The following is a 20,324-nucleotide window of genomic DNA, read 5'->3' on the forward strand; positions in this document are numbered from 1 at the left end:
GGCTTCATGCTTGCCGCCGCCCCGACCGGCCGAGGCGGCGGCACCGCCGCAGCAACCAGCGAGGAGACGCCAGATGACGTCCGCCGACTTCACCACCGTGACCACCACCCACGGTCCGATCCGCGGCCGCCACGACGAGCACGGCACGGTCTTTCTCAACGTGCCCTATGCCGCACCACCCACCGCACGCGGTCGTTTCACCGCGCCGAGACCGCACTCCGGCTGGACCGAGGTCCGTGATGCGACACGGCCGGGGCCGACCGCGCCCCAACCCGCCCGGGACTCCTTCGGCACCCTCGACATGTCGCCCTACTTCCGTCCGGGTTGGCAGCGCGGCGACGACTACCTCACCGTGAACATCTGGGCCCCGCGGCGGGAGGGACCGCCCCGGCCGGTCATGGTGTTCGTGCACGGCGGAGGCTTCGTCGCCGGCTCCAACCGCGCACCGCTCTACGACGGAACGGCCTTCGCCCGGGACGGCGTGGTCCTGATCACCGTCAACTACCGCCTCGGCATCCCCGGCTTCCTGCACCTCTCGGACGCGCCTGACAACCGCGGCATGCTCGACGTACTCGCCGCCCTGCGCTGGGTCCACGACAACATCGCCCGCTTCGGCGGCGACCCCGGCAACCTCACCCTCTTCGGCCAGTCCGCCGGCGCCATCATCGTCGGCGGCATCCTCGCCGGCCCCGCCTCCTCCGGCCTCGTCCGACGGGCGATCATCCAAAGCGGCAGCGGCACCGCCGCGTTCACACCGGAGCAAGCACGCGTCGTCACCGCGGCGGTCGGACGCGAGCTGGAGATCGAGCCCTCGGCCGAAACCCTGGCGGACATACCGGACGCGCGTCTCGTCGGTCTCCTGCCCCACCTGACCGGACTGGACCTGCGCACCTCCACCCATCACCACCCGCTGGCCGGCGTCACCCCCTTCAGCCTCGTCAGCGAGCAACAGCCCGCCGCCGCGCTGGCCACCCGTGGATCCGGCATCGACCTGCTGATCGGCTCCAACCTCGACGAGGGCAGCCTCTACCTCGCCCCGCTCGGCGTCCTGGCAGGCAGCACCGAAGCCGATCTCCTGGACACCGCGGCACGATTCCACCCCCGTCCCGCCGACGCCGTACGCGACTATCAAACAAAACACCCTGCCGCCACCAACGCCGAACTGCGCACCCTCATCCTCGGCGACGGGCTCTTCGGAGCAGGCACCCGGCGGATGGCCGCCGCACACGCGAGCGCCGCGTCCGGGCGGACACACTGCTACGAGTTCCTCTGGCGCTCCGACGCGATCGACGGACAACTCGGCGCCAGTCACGTGATGGAACTGCCGTTCGTCTTCGACCGCCTGTCCTTGCCGTCGCTGCACGGCCCACGAGGGCTCCTCGGCAGCACCGAACCGCCCGCCGGGCTCGCCGACAGGATCCACCGGTCATGGGTCAGGTTCGCTGAGACCGGCAGCCCCGGCTGGCCCGTCCACCAACCAGCGGGAGGACACGTCGAGCCCCTCGGTGCGGGGTGACACGCCGGCTCGCCGCCACCTGTCCCTTCCACGACATGCCTCGGCCGGGGCTGGACGAGCCCATGGCCTCTCGCAGGCGTTCCCACCGGGGGCGGCGCCACGGGACGCGAGGGCACAGGGCCCTGTACCGGAAGGCAATGAAGGCGCGCACCGTCCCTCGCGGATGCGGCCCCGCCACAGAATCGACCGACGGGCCCGTCCGAGCGGTTCGGACCGTTCACCGCCACCGACGAGCACAGCAGGAGTTCCACGCGCAATGTACGAATCTTCCACCGCGTCCGTCGCCGGCCCGACGCCCGTCACCAACGCGACGCACGCCCAGCGTCCGTCCGGGATGCCGGTTCACAAGTACGGTCCGTACGAGGCCGTCGACATCCCTGACCGCACCTGGCCGGACAACCGCATCACCGTCGCCCCCCGCTGGCTGTCCACGGATCTGCGTGACGGCAACCAGGCGCTGATCGACCCCATGTCGCCCGCCCGTAAGCGGGAGATGTTCGACCTGCTGGTGCGTATGGGTTACAAGGAGATCGAGGTCGGTTTCCCGTCGTCCGGGGAGACCGATTTCGCCTTCGTGCGGTCGGTCATCGAGGAGGGCGCGATCCCCGAGGACGTGACGATCTCCGTCCTGACGCAGGCGCGTGAGGAGCTGATCGAGCGGACGGTCGAGTCGCTGCGCGGCGCCCACCGCGCGACCGTCCACCTCTACAACGCCACCGCGCCCGTCTTCCGGCGTGTGGTCTTCCGGGGGACGAGGGAGCAGGTGAAGCAGATCGCGGTGGACGGTACGCGGCTGGTGATGGAGTACGCGGACAAGATCCTGGGCCCGGAGACCGTCTTCGGCTATCAGTACAGTCCGGAGATCTTCACCGACACGGAGCTGGACTTCGCCCTGGAGGTCTGTGAGGGCGTGATGGACGTCTGGCAGCCGGAGGCCGGCCGCGAGATCATTCTCAATCTGCCCGCGACCGTGGAGCGTTCGACGCCGTCCACGCATGCCGACCGTTTCGAGTGGATGTCGCGGAATCTGTCCCGCCGCGAGGTTGTCTGTCTCTCGGTGCATCCGCACAACGACCGGGGTACGGCGGTCGCCGCCGCGGAGCTGGCGCTGATGGCCGGTGCGGACCGGGTCGAGGGCTGTCTGTTCGGGCAGGGTGAGCGCACCGGCAATGTCGATCTGGTGACGCTGGGCATGAACCTGTTCTCGCAGGGTGTGGATCCGCAGATCGACTTCTCGCAGATCGACGAGGTCCGCAGGACCAGTGAGTACTGCAACCAGATGGAGATCCATCCGCGCCACCCCTACGCGGGCGATCTGGTCTACACCGCCTTCTCCGGCTCCCACCAGGACGCCATCAAGAAGGGCTTCGACGCCCGGGACGCCGACGCCGCCGCGCGGGGCGTCCCGGCCGGGGAGACGGGGTGGGCCGTGCCGTATCTGCCGATCGATCCGAAGGACGTGGGGCGTTCGTACGAGGCGGTCATCCGGGTCAACTCGCAGTCCGGCAAGGGCGGTATCGCGTACGTCCTGAAGAACGACCACAAGCTGGACCTGCCGCGCCGGATGCAGATCGAGTTCTCCCGCATCATCCAGGCCAAGACCGACACCGAAGGCGGCGAGGTCACCCCCGGCCAGATCTGGTCCGTCTTCCAGGACGAATACCTGCTCACTTCGCAGAACACCTGGGGACGCCTCGCGCTGCGCGCCGCCCCGACCTCGATCTCCACCGACGGCACGGACACGCTCACCGTCGCGGCAGTCGTCGACGGTGAAGACGTCATCCTGACCGGCAACGGCAACGGCCCGATCTCCGCCTTCGTCGACGCTCTGGCCGGCATCGGCATCGACATCCGCGTGCTGGACTACAGCGAGCACGCGATGACCGAAGGCGCCCGCGCCCAGGCCGCCTCGTACGTCGAATGTGCCGTCGGAGGCCAGGTGCTGTGGGGAATCGGCATTGATGCCAATGCGACCTGGGCATCGCTCAAAGCAGTGACTTCAGCGGTGAACCGCGCACGGAAATGACAATTGCGGCCTACCGGTATTGGACCCGGCGAACCTTTCCCAGTAAACCGGGCTCCAGCCGTCTCCGGCCGACGTCGAGCCGTCGAGCACCACCTCACGGATTATCAATTGCCCGTCAGTCCACAGCACGCTGTACAGACGGGCCGAGTTCGGGCCAGGTGCGTGCGGAAGTGCTGGAAGGCCGTGGAACCGGGCGGGTGACACATCAACTGTCGCCTACGATCTCGTTCGGTCAAGAAGCCTCACCGAAAGCTCCCTCTCCTCCCCCTGACGAACACCGTCAGGCCCGAACCAATTACGCACAATCGGAGTCGATACGGCGATGGAAGACCCGGAAAGAATCGGACGGCGCTTTCAACTTGCTAAGCCACCTCTCATGACTGATCGCCCGGCCGACCCGGCATCCGCAACTGTCCGGTCAATCGCGCACGGCGGTACGAGAGCGTGAAAACCAAAATCGATCCGTTGTCCGTGGCGGCGATGGTGGTCACCGTTGTCTCCATATCGGCCACCGCCCCGCTGACCGCCGCCGGCTCCGCCTCGCCGCTCGCCATGGCCTTCTGGCGCAACTGCCTGGGCTTCGCCGTGCTCGGGCCTTTCCTCCTGTTGCTGCGCCGTCGCGAGGTGGTGCGTGTCGCGCGCGGCGAGCGCGCCCTCCTGCGCCGGGAGCAGTGGCGGCCCTTGGTCTTCGGCTTCCTCGCGGCCACGGCGCTCGCTCTCCACTTCGCGGCGTTCATGACGAGCACCCGGCTGACCTCGGTCGCCATGTCCACCGCCCTCGTCGCCACCCAGCCCGTCTGGCAGGCCCTCATCGCCGCGGGTCAGGGAGCCCGGACGTCCCGCAGAACATGGGCGGGTCTCACGCTCTCCGTAGTCGGAGCGGCCGCGGCCGCCGGTCTCGACATCGAGTCCGGCGGTACGGCGCTGCTGGGCGACCTGCTCGCCCTCGCCGGGGCCCTCGCTCAGGCCGGGTACACCGCGCTGAGCGAACGGTCGCGCGCGGATGTGAGCACACCGCTGTATTCGACGTTCACCTCGCTGGTCTGCGGTATGGAACTCCTCGTGGTCTGCTGGCTGGCCGACATCCCGCTGACGGGTTTCGACAGGGCCACACAGTGGTCGCTGCTCGGGCTGCTCGTCCTCCCCCAGCTTCTGGGGCTCGGCGCGCTGAACTTCGCCCTCGGCAGGACATCGGCGACGACCATGAGCATCCTGCTCCTGCTGGAGACCCCCGTGGCCGCGCTCACCGCGTGGTGGCTGATGGGACAGCACATCAAACCCGCGACCATACCCGGGCTCCTGCTGATCATCGTCGGCGTCACCATCGTGCTGACGAGCAGCAACGAGGAAAGGGCCGCGGCACAGCAAGGCACCTACCGCCCGGAAATGCCGCCGTACCCGGCCTATGCGCCGTACACCCCGCAACCGCTTCCCGCACCTCGCCACTTGACGTCCCGGCACGATGCCGAACGCGATCCCAGAGTGGACTGGGCCACATACCGCGACAGTCCCACGGTCAGGTTCACCTATCACGGTGCGGGAGCCTTCGACACCGTGCACTTGCGCAGACCGCGCTTCGCCGAGGACGAGCCCGAGCCCTGACCGCCTCAGCCGGCCGGGAGCGCCGTCCCGTCCCCGCCGTGCCGGCGTGGCCCGGCATCGAGCAGCAGCCCCTGCCGGACAAGGCTGCCGTCCAGCCAGGCCGCGGCCAGCTCCACCCGGGAACGGCACCCGGTCCGCCGGAACAGCCGCGTGAGCCGCTGCTCCACCGTCTTCTCGCTGCACGCCAGCCGGGCAGCGATCTGCCGGTTGGTGGACCCCTCGCTCACCATGGCGATCAGCCGCGCGTCCCGCTCACCCCGCCCTTCCCGGGCCGCCCGGCGCCTGGGGAGGGAAACATTCCGCCGACGCGCCGACGCGCCGAGCCGGCTGCGGATGGGCCGCCCCATGCCCAGCGCGTGCCCGCTCCGCGTTGCCTCGGCCAGCCAGAGCTGGGGGTCGTCGCCGACTTCCGCCAAACACTGACAGCAGTCCAGCCGCAGGAGCACGTCGACTCGCTGCCGCGCCAACCGGTACGCGGCCAGCGCGCTGTCCGCGTCGCCGTGCACCATGCCGCGTCCGAGGAGCACCACCTCGCGCGTCATGGGCGAGGCCGACTCCTCGTGCAGTGTCTCCATTTCCTCCATCGTCCGTCGCACCGCCGCCGGGCTGTTCCCCTCAAGTGTGATCGACAGGATCCGCAGCAACACTCTGTCGACGCCCGCGAGCCGTCCGCTCTCGCGCGCCCGCCGCACATCGCGCCAGGCCTCTTCCAAAGCCTCGTCAGCCTCGTCCTCCTGCCCCGACCAGTACCGGACACCCAGTCGCGCCCGGGACACCAGGGGATGGCTGACGGAGTCCGGGATCAGGTCCAGCCACTCGCGGGCGCGTCCGAGCTCTCCGCGCACGAGCTGGATCTCGGCTGCCAGCGCCCGGGCGAGCTGTCCGACGCCGGCCGCGCCGTCGGTTCTGCCCCGTGTCTCGATCCGACGGGCGACTGACAGCGCGCTGTCCCAGTTCCCCGCCAGGTACTCGCGCACCATGGCGTGGTACTGGACGGCGGTGCTCTGCCCCGCCATGACGTAACGCCCACCGAGCACGGCCTCAAGAGCACCCGCCAGGTCCCCGTACGCGGCGGCGTTCCGCAGCCGGTCCAGGGCCGCCTCGCCCAGGGCATCCCGCGGCAGACCCCGCCGGGCACGCTCGAACTCGGCGCCGGCGCCCACGGCGGCTGCCAGCAGTCGCACTTCCGCGGGCGACGGGACCGCCCCGGAGCCGGACTCCTGGTCGGCGTCAGGGACGCGGTCGGCCGTCGGCCCCGGCCGGAATGTCGTCGGCGTGACCGGGCCGATCCCGTACAGTCCGCCGAGCCCCGCCAGCACGGCAGCTGCGGGCACCCGCCCGAGCGCCACGTCGTATCGGAGGCCGGCATCGCCGGTGTGCGGGGACCGATGCTCGTGCAGCGCCGACAGAGTCCATGCCCGGGTGACCCATTCCAGACCGGCCCGGTCCTCGCCGTGCGGTCCGTCGAGGCAGGCGAGCAGCGGCTCGCCGAGCGCGAGTACGCCGGTATGGTCGGCGTGCCGCAGGCCCAGGGCCGCGGACTCGCGCAGCACGCCGGTCGTTCTGGCGTCGTGCGGCGGCAGGTGCCGCAACGCCGAGTGGTAGCCGCGGGACCCCCAGGGACTGTCGAGCTTCGCGCTGCTACGGGCCGCGGCCAGCAGCAGCGGTACGGCGAGCGCGGCGCCGAGCGTCGGCCCCGCCGCCGCCACGTGGCCGGCCAGCCGCGGGTGGGCGGCACCCGTCGCGGCGGCGCCCAGCCGATCGGTCACCGATCTGGTGATCATGGCGTGCAGCGACCGCACGTCCCGGCGGACGGGCAGCGTCAGCAGCGCCGCCGCGAGCGCCGGGACCGCGAACGCCGTCCCGCCATCCCGGTCGACGGTCACCACCCGGTCCCTGACCAGGTCGTCCAGCGCACGGCCGACGGCTTCGGGCAGCCCGCCCAGCGGCCGCACACGGTGCAGGTCGTCAAGCCGCAGTTCGGCCCGCTCGGTGAGACGGGCGAGCACGGCCGCCATCCCGATTGTGTCGGCATCCGGTGACGCGTCCGGCCAGCCGAGCCGGCCCAGGTCCGTGACGTCCGCGGTGAGGCGCAGCTCCCGCTCCGGCACAGTCAGGCATGTCTGACCGTCGAGTTCGAGCAGGCCGCCACACTCCTCCAGCGAGGCGAGCACCGACAGCACGGCCGCCGGGCTCCCCGCCAGCGGGCCCAGCGAACGCAGCACCGCCGCCACCAGGCCGGGCTCGACGGGGCGGCCCAGCCGCTGCACGATCAGCTCGCCGACCTCGGCTGACGACAGCGGCGGCAGTTCGAGCACCCGGTCGGCAGCCGCGGGCAGCCGCTCACCGCCGACCTGCCCCCGGCCCGTCGGCCGGCCGGCCAACACCACCGGCACACCCGCCGGGCGGAACGCGCGCAGCAGCAGCCCCAGAGCGGAGGCCGTCGGACCCGGCATCCGGTGGGTGTCGTCGACGATCAGGGCGAACGGGACGTACTGAGCCGCGTCCGCCAGCACCTCGCCCAAGGTGGAGAGCACGGCCAACTCACCACCGGGGCCGACGGCCTGCGACTGCGCCCGGCGCACCACGGTGATGCGTACCAGGTGACGACCGTCATGGATCTTGGCGAGTACGCCACAGACGGCGTCCGCCAGGGCGGCCGTACCGGCCGGGCCCTGTCCGGTCGGTCTTCGTGGATCAGCCCGGGGCGGCTGGTGGAGGGGGTCCCTCCCGTGCCGTTCAGGCCACGGGGGAGCATCGCAAGGCGGAGGATCGGCGTTGTGGATGGCCCGGCCGTACTCGGGCGACTCCGACAACGCAGCGAGGTGCCGTGCCAGGCGTTCCGGGCCCGCGAAGACCGGCCGGACAGGGCCCGGGCCCTGCGCGCCTTCCCAGCCGAGCCGCAGGACCTTGACGCCCTCCTTGGCCGCCGCCCGCCGCGCCTCGCCCAGCACAGCGGTCTTACCGGTTCCGGCCCCGCCGGTGACCAGCAGGGTCCGCACCGCGGCACCGTCGGAACGCAGCACTCCCGCCACGTCCTCGACTTCGCCATGCCTGCCGACAAGAGGTGAACGGTACCGCTGCACGACGACTCCTCGGTTGCCCCCATTCTTCACGTCGAACGGCTTGGTGAGACTGCGGGTTTGCATGGACTTCCCGAACAAGCAGCCGTCTTTTCCGGCAAGTTGGTCATGATGGCAAGATCCTGGACCGGGGCCGGCCGGCCGGGTCGGCCCGAAGCGGGCGCCCGCCCGCCAGGTACGTGTGTCGATCGAGGATACGGTGGAGTCAGTGGCTGCCCGGAGAGACACCGAGTTGGTCTTCGGCGGCACGTCCGCGCGTTTCCACGGAACGGGCGAGGGCCTGCTCGGCCGGGAGAGCGAGTCGGAGGAAGTCGACGGCAGCCTCCGCGATCCGACCGGGCCGGGCCTGGTGCTCGTCCGGGGGGAACGGGGCGTCGGGCGCAGCGCGTTCATACGCGCCGCCGCCGAGCGGCTGCGTGCCGAAGGGGTCACGGTCCTGCCTGTGGCCTGCGTTCCCGATGACGCCGAGCGTCCTCTGCTCCTGGCACTGCGACTGGTCATGGCTCTGGAGGAGCACCGGACCGCCGCGGCGAGGCATCGGCCGGCACATAAGCCGGCGGTGGCGGCGCTGCCCGCGGTGAAGGAGGGCGACAGTGCGGCGATGGCCGAAGCGCTCGCCGCCGCTCTGGCGCAGCCGACGCCCACGGCCGTGGTCGTCGACGACGCCCAGCATGCCGATCCCGAATCCCTCGCCCTGCTCGGCAGAGTCGACTTCGAGCGGGTCCTGCCCGGCACTCGGCTGCTGGTCACGGCGGTGCGGCACACCACGTCGGACAGTACGTCCCGACCTCCCGGGTCCGCCCGGACCGGCCGGGCCGTGGAACGGCTGGCCCGCAACCGGGCGGTGCATACGATCGTTCTGCCGCGCCTCGGACCGGAGGATGTCACCGCCCTGGTGGCGCGGCGGCTGCGGGCGGTGCCCGACGCCGGCCTGGTACGGCGGGTCCACGGGCTGAGCCGTGGGATTCCCGGGGCAGTCGACGCCCTGCTCTTCGAGTGGGCGGAACGGGACGCGATACGCATGGCCGACGGGCACGCCTTCCTGGGCGTCGGAACACCGGCGCCGGTGCTGCCGGACGGCGACAGGTACGTCGTGGCCCTGCGGTCGCTGGGCGAGCCCTGCTGGACGGTGGCCTCGGCGCTGAGCGTCCTGTGGCCGCTCGGCCGGCCGGCCGCGGCGCTGCTCGCGGCATCAACCGGGCTGTCCCCCGCGGCTGTCGGCCACAGCATCCGCAGTCTGGTGGACGCGGGCGTCGTGGACGAACTGCCCGGGCAGGACGGAGCCGCGTGCCGGGGGTGGACGTTCCGCGTACCGCTGATGGCACACACCGTCCGGGAGCGGCTGGGGCCACTGGAGCGCGGCCGCCTGTCCGCCGCCGCGGTGGGAGCGCTGTGGGCGGGCGGGGGAACGGCGGCCACCGGGGCCCCACACGACTCACCGGCAGCGGCGATCCTCGACGAGGCGGACGCGGAGACGTATCTTCCGGACCGGATCGCCGACGCGGGAATCCTGGTCGACCCCGAACGCGCGGTGGCGGAACTGACCACAGCCGCGAGAGCGCTGTACCCCGACGTCGACCGCCGGGGGATGCTGCGGTGGTACCTGGGGGCCGTGCGCCTCATCGAGGAGCCGTCCGCCCGCGACCTGGCGGTACTGCGATGCGGTCAGGCCGCACACGGTTGCGGTGACTACCGCACAGCCCGGACAGCGGTCGAGCGGATCGTGTCCGCCCCGGCCGAGGGCCTCGACCCGCTGACCCTCTACGAAGCAGCCACCCTGCTGGTGGCGTCGGCAGGCGCCGAGAAGGACTGGACGGCGCTGTCCCGGATGGGCGCCGCGTCCTGGTGGGAAGGACTGCCGCTGCCCGCCGTGGCCACCGTGTCCGGCCGTGTCCAGGCACTGTGGCAGTTGGAGAAATGGCAGGAAGCACTGGCCCTGCTCTCGCAGACCGAGCCGATATGGCAGACCACCTCTGAGAGCCACGCGTTGCTGGAACTGTTCGGCGGAGTCGCGGAGTTCGTGCTGGGCCGACCGGATCGCTTCACGCGCGTACTGACGATGCCGGAGGTGCCGGACGTGCCGCACAGCAAGGCGTTCGCGATGGTCATTGCCCAACTCGACATGCTGCTCGGCACCGGAGACCTGCAACGGGCAAGGGCCCTGCTGGCCGCCCGAGGGCTGTCGGCGGAACTGCTTCCCCCCTGTAGCCAGTTCCTCCTGCGGCACCTTGAGGGCCGGTGGGACGAGGCGCTCCCCCTGGCACGTCGGCTCCTGGTCGACGGCGGGGTGCTGAACGTGGTCCCCGGGCACCATCTGCTTCCCGCCCGAACGGCAGCCGTTCTCCTCGCGAGGGGTCGCGTCACCAGCGCGGGCCGCCTGATCAGCAGCGCGCGCGGGCAGGCGAACGGGCCTCTCGAACACGTCCTGGATCACACCGACGCCGAGGTACTGCGGTCCGTCGGCGACCTCGGCCGAGCCGAGGAGACATTGCGGCGGGGGCTGAGCGCGGCGGATGACCGCGGATCCGTCTACGGCACCGACGAGCTGTGGGCCTCTCTCGCCGAGGTGCACACGGAAGCGGGACACACCCGTGAAGCGGTGGCCTGCCTGGAGCGCCTTGAGGGACTGGCCGAGCGGATGAACAGCGGACGGACACGGCTGCTGTACCTGCTGACGTCCGTCCGAGTCCTGGGGCCGGAACTCGCGGACTCCCGCAGGCATCTGCTCGAAGCCGTCGAACTGTCCCGCGAACGCGGCCAGATGTTCGAAACGGCGGTGACGCTCGGAGCCGCCGCGCGCGCGAACGTCGGCCCGGCGACGCTGCTGCACGAGGCGTACGAACTGTTCGGCGAGACCGGTGCCGCGCTGTGGCGCTTCCGCACCAGGGCCGCGATGCGTGAGACCGGGCTGGTCGTGCCCGGCCGCAAGCAGGCCACGACGGAGAACGAGCACCTGCTGGCCACCCTGCTCGCCGAGGGCCTCACCAACCGCCAGATCGCCAACGTACTGCGGCTCAGCGAGGACGCGGTCGCGAACCGCCTGTCCCGGTTGTTCGCACGCACCGGTATGCGATCCCGCACCGAGGTCGCGACAGCCGTGCTTGCCGGCGGTCCGCTGACCCGCGGATGACCGCCGACCGCCCCTCGCCTCGGCCTCGCAGAGCCGCACGCCGGGCCGCCCGGGCCGCCCGGACCACGTTTCCCTCCTTGGCACATTCCCCGTGGCCGGGCCCACTGGTGACAGATTTCCCTGCCCTTAACGGACCAGCGCCCCATGACAGCGGATCGGCGCAACCGCCCGTGGCACGATCGCCTCCTGAAGCGCATGAACCACTTGAGTCCGAGATGGAGAGGGCAAATGCCTCAACAGGCACTCACGGACACGGTGCGCGTGGCCATTCACTCGCCTGACGCCATCGTCCGCGCAGGGCTGGTGAGCTGCCTTCAGAACGACCGCCGCACCCGCGAGGTCCCACCGGGCAAGGTCCAGGAAACCGACGTCATCGTGGTCGCCGTGGACGTCGCCGACGCCTCCTCCCTGGACCTGCTGGGCAGCCTGAGCGACAAGCCCGACGCACGCTTCGCCATGGTGGTGGGAAAGCAATGGCAGGCCGACGTCTCGACCGCGGTCGACCGCGGGGTCCGCGCCGTACTGTGGCACGACTCCTTCAGCCCGGCGGCCTTCATCCAGACCCTGCTCACCATCGCGGACGGCGGTGGAAGCCTCCCGCCCACCCTCCAGGGCACCCTGATGGAACAAGTCAGATGGACCCAACGGGAGGTCCTCGCCCCACGGGGTCTGACGGCGTCCGGGGTCAGCCCGCGAGAGGTGGACGTACTGCGCCTGGTCGCCGAGGGCAAGGAACTCTACGAGATCGCGACGAAGCTGTCCTACTCCGAACGCACCGTCAAATACATCCTCTACGGCCTGATGAAGCGCATGCGGCTGCGCAACCGCGCCCACGCCGTCTCCTACGCCATACGCGCCGGCCTCATCTGATCCACCCACCGGAGCGCGAGTTCGCTTCTCGTCACCCGCTCCATACGAACGTCGCCAGTACTGGTCCGTCACGAGTGACAGAGCACCCGCACCACCATCGTGTCGCCGGGCAGGCCGTCCAGGCAGGCGTTGAACATCCGCTCGTAGTCGGGGCCCCCGCCCTCCACCCACCGCCCGTCGAGGGTGAGCAGGGCGGGGGTGGACAGCACGGCGGCCACATGGCGGGCCACGTAGGTCTCCAGGTCCTCGTCGAAGTGGAGGACGGGATCGGAGGTGAACCGCTCCTCAAGGGCGGGGTCGGCCTCGATCGCCTGGATCAGGGGCTGTTCACGGAAGGCGGCCACGGCCGCCTCCCTGGCGTGTTCGGGCTCCAGGGCCCTGACCCGCTCGGCGAAGTGGTGGAAGGGGAGCGCGGGCGGGTAGCGGTCGGCGAAGGCGTGGTACGCCGTCCAGGTGCCGGCCGCCCAGCGGGCCTCGGCGGCGCGGGGCGTGTCAAGGTCGAGGACGCCGCGCGGGCCGCCGTGGCAGCGGGAGGGCGGCAGGTCCTCGGGGGGATCGGTCCAGTCGTCGTACCGTACGAGCCGGGGGTCGTCCTCGTGGCCGGGCAGTACGTCGAAGAGACAGCCGGCGCCGGAGACGAACCAGTAGCTCCACTCTCCCACCCAGTCCGGGTGGGGGCGGTCCTCGCGGTCGTACCAGAAGGGAGCCATCGCCTCCCCGATCGCCTGCTTCAGCCCGTCGGGGCTGACGGGCGGCAGACAGACGGTGATGCGCTGTTTGCCCATGGGGTCCCCTTGTGCGGTGCGGTCCGTGCTGGGTGCTCGGTGCGCGGTCGTGTGGTGTGGTACGCGGCCCACCTTGGCAGGCCGCGCGCCGGTCGGGCGGTCGGTGGTGGGCCGCAGGAGACGACGACGTCATCGCAGCGCCGGGGCTTTCTGGCCGACCTGCGGCGCGGACCCCCTCGCCCCGGAAGGAGAAGAGGCGGACCACCAGGACACAGGAGAAAACCTCATCTGAGCCCACCGCGCCGCCGCTCCTCATCAAGGGCAAACAGGGCTCGCAACCCGGCGCTGTGTGGTGTGCACGCTCCCTAGGGCGTTCCGGGAGGGACGGGCTCCGCGGTACCGCGCCGTGCCACGAACACGAACTCCATGCCCGGCCGGTCGGGTGCGTCGCGTACGTCCTCGACGACGAAGCCGTGCTCGTGCAAGTCCCGCTCGATCTCCGTACGTTCACGGAAACGAAGTGTCGACTCCGAGATCAGTACGTCCCCGTCCGCAGCGAACACATGCGTACCCCGGAAGCTCACCAACGGCAGGCTCACATCCGTCAGCTCGGCCCAGGTCTCGACGTGGCCGACGCCCGGGATGTCCGTCATGCGGTACGTGGTCTCGCGCGTCCACTGCGCCCACTCCTCCCACACGCGCCGCGCCGGATCGCGCGTCTCGAAGACAAGCCGCCCACCGGGCCGCAGCGCCCCGTACGCGCCGCGCAGCGTCGTACGCCACGCCTGCGGACCGGCGATCGCCTGGGCGACATTCCCGGTCATCGTCACCAGGTCGATCCGCATCGGCGGCAGGTCCCCGGCGTCGCCGTCGAGCCAGCGCACCCGCTCCGCGCCCGGCTTGCCACGCGCGACGTCGACGGACGCCCGCGCGGGATCGATCCCGGTGACCGTGATCCCGCGCTCGGCGAGCAGCAGCGCGAACACGCCCGTACCGCACCCGATGTCCAGCACGGACCGCGCGCCGAACTCCTCCGCCATCGCGAGATACGCGTCTAGATCGCCGCGGTCCGGATCGAGCAGGTCGTAGACGGCGGCGAGGCGCGGATGCCCGAAAGCTGCGTCAACCATGGAGGCGAACGTATGCGGCCCCGAGCCCGCGCGGCCACTGCTTTTCGGGTTACGGCGCCAAGCAGGTGCGGCGAAGCGCGCCGTTGATCCCGGCGCCCCTATCCGGCACGGGTCTGCCGGTCAGGCCGTCCCGGGAGCGGTCGTCGGCGGGGCTCTCTCGAAGGGGCGTGCGTGCGCTGTCCGCGCGGGGGATCGGGTGCTCCGCGGCAGGTCGCGGAGCACCCGGGCCTCGGACGCGTTCTCGTCGGGATCGACCGCACCGAGGTCCACCGGCCGCTGCCACCGCCCTCGACCCGGCACCCGGCCGCTGCCCCATTCCCGCGTTGCCCGTTCCGTCGCTCACTCCCGGCTGTCGGCGTACCGCCGTACGGCGAGCGGTACGAACAGCACGAGCAGCAACAGCGACCAGAGCACCGATCCAGTCACCGGATGCGCCACCGGCCAGGCGGCGCCCGGCGGCGGCGCGGTATCGCCGCAGAGAACGCGGACGGCTGTGGCGAGCGCGCTGATCGGGTTCCACTCGGCGACCGTGCGCAACCAGTCGGGCAACCCGGCCGTGGGGATGTACGCGTTCGAGAGCAACGGCAGCACGAAGGTCGCGGCGCCCAGTTGACCGGCCACCTCCTCGTTCCGGATGAGCAGTCCGAGGCAGGTGCCGAGCCAGTTGGCCGCGAAGCGGAAGAGCAGCAGCAGCCCGAAGGCGCCGAGCGCGCCGGGCACCGAGCCGTCGATCCGCCAGCCCACCGCGAGCCCCACCAGAATCAGGGGCACCATCCCGACGGCCGTGGTGAGCAGATCCGCGGCGGTCTGTCCGAGCGGTACGGCGATCCTGCTCATCGGCATCGTCCTGAACCGGTCCATGACTCCGCGCTGTACGTCCTGTGCGGCCTGGAACATCCCGGTCATGATGCCGCCCGCGGCCGTCGAGGCGAGCAGTCCCGGCACCAGAAAAGCGCGGTACTGCTCGCCGGGCGTCGCCAGCGCGCTGCCGAAGACATAGCCGAAGAAGAGCAGCATGTTGACCGGCATGGTCTGGGTGAGGATCACCACGCCCGGCGCGTGCCTGATCCGCTGGAGATGACGTCCGAGGACGGTCCCGGTCTCGTACACGACGGCGCTCATGCCGCGTGCTCCTCTCCGTGGTGACGGGTGTCCGCACTTCCGCGGTGACGGGTGGCCGCACCGCGGTCCGAGCCGCGGCCGACGGCCGGGCCGGTGGCCGGACCGGTGGCCCGGTCCCCGTCCCTGTCCCCGTCCGCCCGCCGGTCCGGGGCGTGGTCGATGGCACGGCCGGTCAGTCGCAGGAAGACCTCGTCGAGAGTCGGCGGGCGCAGACTCGCGTCGGCCACCGGCACACCCGCCGCGTCCAGTTCCCTGACGAGCCTCGGCAGGGTCAGCGCCGGGTCCGTCGCCACGGCTCCCGCCGTACGGCGCTCCCGGTCGAGCACGGGCTCCGCACCGGTCAGCCGGTCGAGCACGCCCGCGGCCGTGATGAGCGCCTCCTCGGCGATCCGCCCCGCCGTCTCCCCGGCGAGCACCACCTCCGCGTACGAGCCGATCAGCGACTTCAACCCGGCCGGACTGCCCTGATGGGCGGCACGGCCCCGGTCGATCAGCACGATGTCGTCGGCCAGCCGGTCGGCCTCCTCCAGATACTGCGTGGTCAGCAGAACGGTGGTGCCCCGGTCGGCGAGTTCGCGTACGGCGTGCCAGATCTGGTTCCTGCTGTGCGGATCGAGTCCGGTGGTCGGCTCGTCGAGGAAGAGCACGCGGGGCCGGGTCAGCAGACCGACGGCCAGATCCAGCCGCCGCCGCATCCCGCCCGAGTAGGTCCGTACCGCCCGGTCGGCGGCGTCCGTCAGCTCGAAGCGCTCCAGCAGCTCATCGGCGCGGGCCCGGCCCGCGGCGCCTCTGATACGGAGCAGCCGGGCAAAGAGCCGGAGGTTCTCACGGCCGGTCAACTCGCCGTCCACGGAGGCGTCCTGACCGGTCACGCCGATCGACCGGCGCACCGCGCCCGGATCGCGGATCACATCATGTCCGGCGACCAGGGCGGTGCCGGCGTCGGGCGTGGTGAGGGTGGTCAGGATGCGTACGGCGGTGGTCTTGCCCGCGCCGTTCGGTCCGAGCACCCCGCAGACGGTGCCCTCGGCGACGGCGAGATCCAGCCCGCGCAGGGCATGCACCCGGCCGGCGCCGTACCGCTTCTCCAGACCTTCACTAAGTACGTCGTACGTAGTTGTCATGCGGCCCACCGTACCCCACTACGTACGTTGTACGTAACTAAGATGGTGGACGAGGTGATGATCGATGGCGGGGCGACCTGCTGAACCCCAAGTGATCTGGGCACGCCCGGAGCGGTCAGGCCGCGGCCCCAAGCCGGCGTTCAGCCGCGCCGATATCGCGGCGGCGGCCGTCCGTGTCGCCGATGCGGGCGGCATCGACGCCGTGACCATGCGTCATGTCGCCGCCGAACTGGGATGCGGCACGATGTCGCTGTACAACTACGTGCCGCGCAAGGAGGATCTGTACGAGCTGATGGCCGACCGGGTCGCCGGTGAGTACGACCTGCCCGAGAAGCCGTCCGGGGACTGGCGGGCCGATCTGACCGCCCTCGCGCACCGGGCCCGCGCGATGATGCGGGCGCACCCCTGGATGGCGCGGCTGATGTCGGCGGTCTACGGATTCAGTCCGAACGCGATGCGGTATCTCGAATACAGCCTGGCCTGCCTGGACGCTCTCGACGCGCCCTACGGCGAGAAGATGGAGCTGGTGGCGATGGTCAACGGCGTCGTGACCACCTATGTCGCCAATGAGCTGCAGACCGCCGAGCGCGCCAAGTCCCTGCCCTGGTCCGCGGAGCAGGAGCATGCCGTACGCATCGCCTATATGGGGCGAGAGATCGCCTCCGGCCGCTATCCCCGGCTGGCTGCGGCGTTCGCGGAGGACTCGGGGCCGATCGATCTGGACGCCGTCTTCGACCGGGCGCTCGCGCGCGTCCTGGACAGTTTCACCACTCGGCGCCCGGAGAAGCCCTAGGCCCTGTCCGCCCTGTCCGCCCCGTCCCCTCTACTTGCTCTGTCTGCTCTGTCTGCTGGTGCCAAGAGTCCGGGTCCGAATGCCGGTACGGGCGAGGCTCGTTCACCGCACGGGGAAGCCGAAGGCGTATCCCTGCTGCTTCAGCCAGGGCAGCACCTGGCGCAGAGCGGCCACGGTCTGGGAGCGATCCCCTCCCGCGTCGTGGAAGAGGACGGTCGGGCCGTCGGAGATCTCCCGCTTGACGGTGGCGACCATGGTGTCCACGCCGGGACGCTCGAAGTCTCTGGAATCGACGTTCCAGCCGAGCGGCCGCATCCCCCGGGACGCGGCGAGCTGCCGGCTGTACGGGGTGAAAGCACCGCCCGGGGCCCGGTAATACTGCGGCCGGACACCTCCGGACGCCTTGGTGATCATGCGCTCGGCGTCCAGGATCTGCTGGGACTGGTAGGCCTCGGACCGGGTGTCCATGGTGGTGTCGTGCGAGACCGTGTGGTTGCACAGCCGGTGGCCGGCCGCCACGACCGCCTTGACCAGGTCCGGGTACGCCTGGGCCTGCGTGCCCACCATGCAGAACGTGGCCTTCGTACCGTTGTCCTCCAGCAGTTGCAGCACCTGCGGCGTCCAGACCGGGTCCGGTCCGTCGTCGATGGTGATGTTGACGCCCTGGGCGCCGCGGTCCGAGGCGTGCGCGATGTCCGCCGCCACCTTGGCCACTGTCCGGTCCTGGGGCCGGTCGTCCGGCGCTGAGACACGCGCCTGCGGGAGGCGCCCTCCGGCGGGGTCGGCCTGCGCGGTCCACACCGAGGTGGCGGCGGCCAGCACTGTCACCCCGAGCGCCGCCGCGAGAAGCCGTCCGTGCCATCCCCTTCCCTTGTGCCGTGCCATGTCCGACCACCCCTTCGCTGTCTCCGCCGATGCCGTGCACCCATGAGGACATGCGAACGCCCGTACAAGATCCCCCTGTTACCGATCACGGACGAATACACAGGAGGGCGGCGACAAACGCAGGAGTTCCGCGACGGATGAGGGGGCGGGTCTCCGTCCGGCGTGCGTCAAGCAGGCGGGTGAGCGCGCCCCGGACGGCCACTTCTGGCGAGGAGGTCCGGTACCGGATCGGCCGCGCCCGTCGGCGGCCAGGGCGTGTCTTCAAAGTAGCGTCGTCCGCCCGCAGGGCGGGCCCGGCGGCGTCTGGTGCGTGCGATCGCAAGGCGGAGGGTCATCCTCGTACTGGACGTACCTGGATGATCCCGACAACGCGGCGAGCGTGCATGCCAGGCGTCGCCGGGCAGACGGGACTTTGAATACACGCCCTGGGCCCTCGACTGGGTCCGTGGGCCCTGCGTTTGGGCCCACGCCCATCCTTACGCTGCTGTCACTTGGGGGAACGGGTGGTGACGTCGGCGAGGAGAACAGATGAAGGGGTCCGACAGGTTCCAATTGTGGCATGAGCACAACAATGAACGGAAAGGCCGACGGCTCGGCGGGCCTGGAGACAGAGGGCAGAGCGGGGCCGAGTACGCCGCGATGGTCGGGGTCGTGTCCCTGGTCGTCGCCGCGATCGTCGGCCTGAGCGTGCCCGCTGACGAGGCGACAGGGCTGAAGAGCGCCGTGTGCCGAATACTTCACCCGCTGAGCGGCGCCGAAGCGTGCGCCTCCGGTGACTACGCGGACGACGGGGACGGCGACGGAGGCGACGGCGGAGGCGGGGGTCCCGGCGATCCCTTCGTTCCCAACGGCGACCCGTTCGAGCCCGCGAAGTGTCTGCTGTCCCAGGACCAGACCAAGGACACCGTCGTCATCCAGGTGGCCTTCATCAAGATCAGCAGTTCGGAGACGGTCAAGCTCCAGCAGTGGTCCGACGGAACGGTCACTCTGGAGCGGGTCAACGAGACCTCGGGCGGGGTCACGGCGAGCATCTCCGCGGGGATTCCCGGCCTGAAGGACTGGGGCGGCAGCGCCTCGCTGAGCGGTAGCTACATGTCGGGCAGCGGCAGTGGCGGGCAGTGGCTGTTCAACGGGAACAAGACCGGCAACCCCCAGGCGGACCTGGAGGCCAACCTCGCGGACGCGCAGAAGTTCGCCGCGTACCTCAGACAGAACGAGGGCTGCCGCTACCAGGCCGGCTACAACCCCGGGGCGAACATGGGAGCCTGCCAGCAGGACGCGGCCTCCAGGAAACCCGACCTCGATCCTGAGTTGGCGCCGGACGTCGACATCACCAAGACCACCACTGAGTTGGCCGGCGGAGTGAGCTTCGGCAAGACCTTCAAGGGCAACGGCAAGAGCGGCAAGGACACCCAGGGCGGCAAGGACGGCAAGGGCGCCGACGGTCCCAAGGACCTCGGCAGCATCTCCTTCGAGGGGCTCTCGGGTGCGATGACCGAGGACGTGGTGGTCATGCGCGCCAAGACAGGCCCGGACGCCGGGAAGATCACGTTCGTCTACACCTTCACCGTCAGCGGCACGGCCGGCGGGGTGGCACAGGCCAAGGGCAGCAGGATGCAGCAGGTGGCGGTCACCTACGACGCGGCGGTCTACGACGAGGAGGAGAAGAACGGCGACCCGCACCACCCGCAGAAGCTGGTGATCACCACCAGCCAGGAGTCCGGGGACGGACCCGGTATCCAGGCCGGCGCGGGAGCCAACGCCGGTCCCGTGACGATCGATGTCGGTGGCGGTGGCGGCACCATCGAGTCTCAGATCCACACCGAGTCGGCCGAGGTCACGCTCGACAACGACGCGGACAGCACCGCCGTAGAGGACTGGCTGCGCGGGCGCGGCGACGGCCCTGCCGGCAACCCGCTGCCCACCCCGTCGGACGCCGCCGAGGCGCTGGGCGACGACGCGGGGCCGATCGAACGCCTGCTGCACGACAAGGGCAAGCTGACCCGGCTCGACTACAAGGCCAACACGGACTGGTGGAACGCCTCACTCGGCATCGGCTTCGGCATCTCCGCCGGACAGGTGAGTCTCGGCTTCAAGCTCTTCGGCATCGACATCACCCACGAGAGCAAAACACAGACCATCACCGGCGACCCCACCTACGCCACCGGCCCCCGGAGCGGCGGCGCCCGCCCCTGGGTGGAGTGGAAGAACTGCACGCAGACCCAGCCCATCCCCACCTGACGGGCAGGAGGGCACGTCGGTCAGCCGGGCCAACAGGCCCACGAACGTGCCAGACGGGGCAGGCGGTGAACGCCTGC

The 20,324-nt window shown here is 70.8% G+C and carries 13 protein-coding genes; 7 read left to right on the forward strand and 6 right to left on the reverse strand.

The annotated features are described in order from the left end of the window. Positions 1-73 precede the first annotated feature (73 nt). From ACFU9P_RS13825 to ACFU9P_RS13835, 3 genes are all read left to right on the forward strand, one after another. Positions 74-1,516 (forward strand): carboxylesterase/lipase family protein, encoded by a 1,443-nt coding sequence (locus tag ACFU9P_RS13825; protein WP_384079897.1) that lies wholly within the window; start codon positions 74-76, stop codon positions 1,514-1,516. A 256-nt stretch (positions 1,517-1,772) separates the two neighbouring features. Then, positions 1,773-3,542 (forward strand): 2-isopropylmalate synthase, encoded by a 1,770-nt coding sequence (gene leuA, locus ACFU9P_RS13830; RefSeq protein WP_384079900.1) that lies wholly within the window; start codon positions 1,773-1,775, stop codon positions 3,540-3,542. Positions 3,543-3,986: 444 nt separating this feature from the next. Next, positions 3,987-5,144 (forward strand): DMT family transporter, encoded by a 1,158-nt coding sequence (locus ACFU9P_RS13835; protein ID WP_384079903.1) that lies wholly within the window; start codon positions 3,987-3,989, stop codon positions 5,142-5,144. A 5-nt stretch (positions 5,145-5,149) separates the two neighbouring features. On the opposite strand, the gene ACFU9P_RS13840 is transcribed toward ACFU9P_RS13835, so the two are convergent. Then, positions 5,150-8,230, reverse strand: a complete 3,081-nt coding sequence (locus ACFU9P_RS13840; protein ID WP_384079906.1) for an AAA family ATPase — start codon at positions 8,228-8,230, stop codon at positions 5,150-5,152. A 205-nt stretch (positions 8,231-8,435) separates the two neighbouring features. Here ACFU9P_RS13840 and ACFU9P_RS13845 point away from each other — a divergent pair, with 205 nt between their 5' ends. Both ACFU9P_RS13845 and ACFU9P_RS13850 read left to right on the forward strand, forming a co-directional pair. Next, entirely contained in the window at positions 8,436-11,357 is a 2,922-nt protein-coding gene (locus ACFU9P_RS13845; protein WP_384079909.1) for an AAA family ATPase, read from the forward strand. A 228-nt stretch (positions 11,358-11,585) separates the two neighbouring features. Continuing rightward, positions 11,586-12,227, forward strand: a complete 642-nt coding sequence (locus ACFU9P_RS13850) for a response regulator transcription factor (protein ID WP_384079912.1) — start codon at positions 11,586-11,588, stop codon at positions 12,225-12,227. Positions 12,228-12,295: 68 nt separating this feature from the next. Here the strand turns inward: ACFU9P_RS13850 and ACFU9P_RS13855 are convergent, their stop codons facing one another. The 4 genes from ACFU9P_RS13855 to ACFU9P_RS13870 form a co-directional block, all read right to left on the reverse strand. Continuing rightward, positions 12,296-13,012 (reverse strand): hypothetical protein, encoded by a 717-nt coding sequence (locus ACFU9P_RS13855; protein WP_384079915.1) that lies wholly within the window; start codon positions 13,010-13,012, stop codon positions 12,296-12,298. Positions 13,013-13,317: 305 nt separating this feature from the next. Continuing rightward, positions 13,318-14,082 (reverse strand): class I SAM-dependent methyltransferase, encoded by a 765-nt coding sequence (locus tag ACFU9P_RS13860; protein WP_384079918.1) that lies wholly within the window; start codon positions 14,080-14,082, stop codon positions 13,318-13,320. Positions 14,083-14,421: 339 nt separating this feature from the next. Next, on the reverse strand, positions 14,422-15,204 hold the full coding sequence (locus tag ACFU9P_RS13865; protein WP_384079920.1) for an ABC transporter permease: 783 nt from the start codon (positions 15,202-15,204) through the stop codon (positions 14,422-14,424). Next, positions 15,201-16,328 (reverse strand): ATP-binding cassette domain-containing protein, encoded by a 1,128-nt coding sequence (locus ACFU9P_RS13870; RefSeq protein WP_384079923.1) that lies wholly within the window; start codon positions 16,326-16,328, stop codon positions 15,201-15,203. The genes ACFU9P_RS13865 and ACFU9P_RS13870 overlap by 4 nt, the downstream gene beginning before the upstream one ends. A 64-nt stretch (positions 16,329-16,392) precedes the next feature. On the opposite strand from ACFU9P_RS13870, the gene ACFU9P_RS13875 reads away from it, so the two are divergent. Then, entirely contained in the window at positions 16,393-17,121 is a 729-nt protein-coding gene (locus tag ACFU9P_RS13875) for a TetR/AcrR family transcriptional regulator (RefSeq protein WP_376386666.1), read from the forward strand. 102 nt (positions 17,122-17,223) lie between these two features. On the opposite strand, the gene ACFU9P_RS13880 is transcribed toward ACFU9P_RS13875, so the two are convergent. Then, a complete protein-coding gene (locus ACFU9P_RS13880; protein ID WP_384079927.1) occupies positions 17,224-18,006 on the reverse strand; it encodes a polysaccharide deacetylase family protein in 783 nt (260 codons plus the stop codon). A 528-nt stretch (positions 18,007-18,534) separates the two neighbouring features. Here ACFU9P_RS13880 and ACFU9P_RS13885 point away from each other — a divergent pair. Beyond that, positions 18,535-20,247, forward strand: coding sequence for a hypothetical protein (locus tag ACFU9P_RS13885; RefSeq protein WP_384079929.1), 1,713 nt, complete (start codon positions 18,535-18,537; stop codon positions 20,245-20,247). The last annotated feature ends 77 nt before the right edge of the window (positions 20,248-20,324 follow it).

Source organism: Streptomyces sp. NPDC057617, assembly GCF_042800555.1.
In the GTDB taxonomy this organism is placed as follows: Bacteria; Actinomycetota; Actinomycetes; order Streptomycetales; family Streptomycetaceae; genus Streptomyces.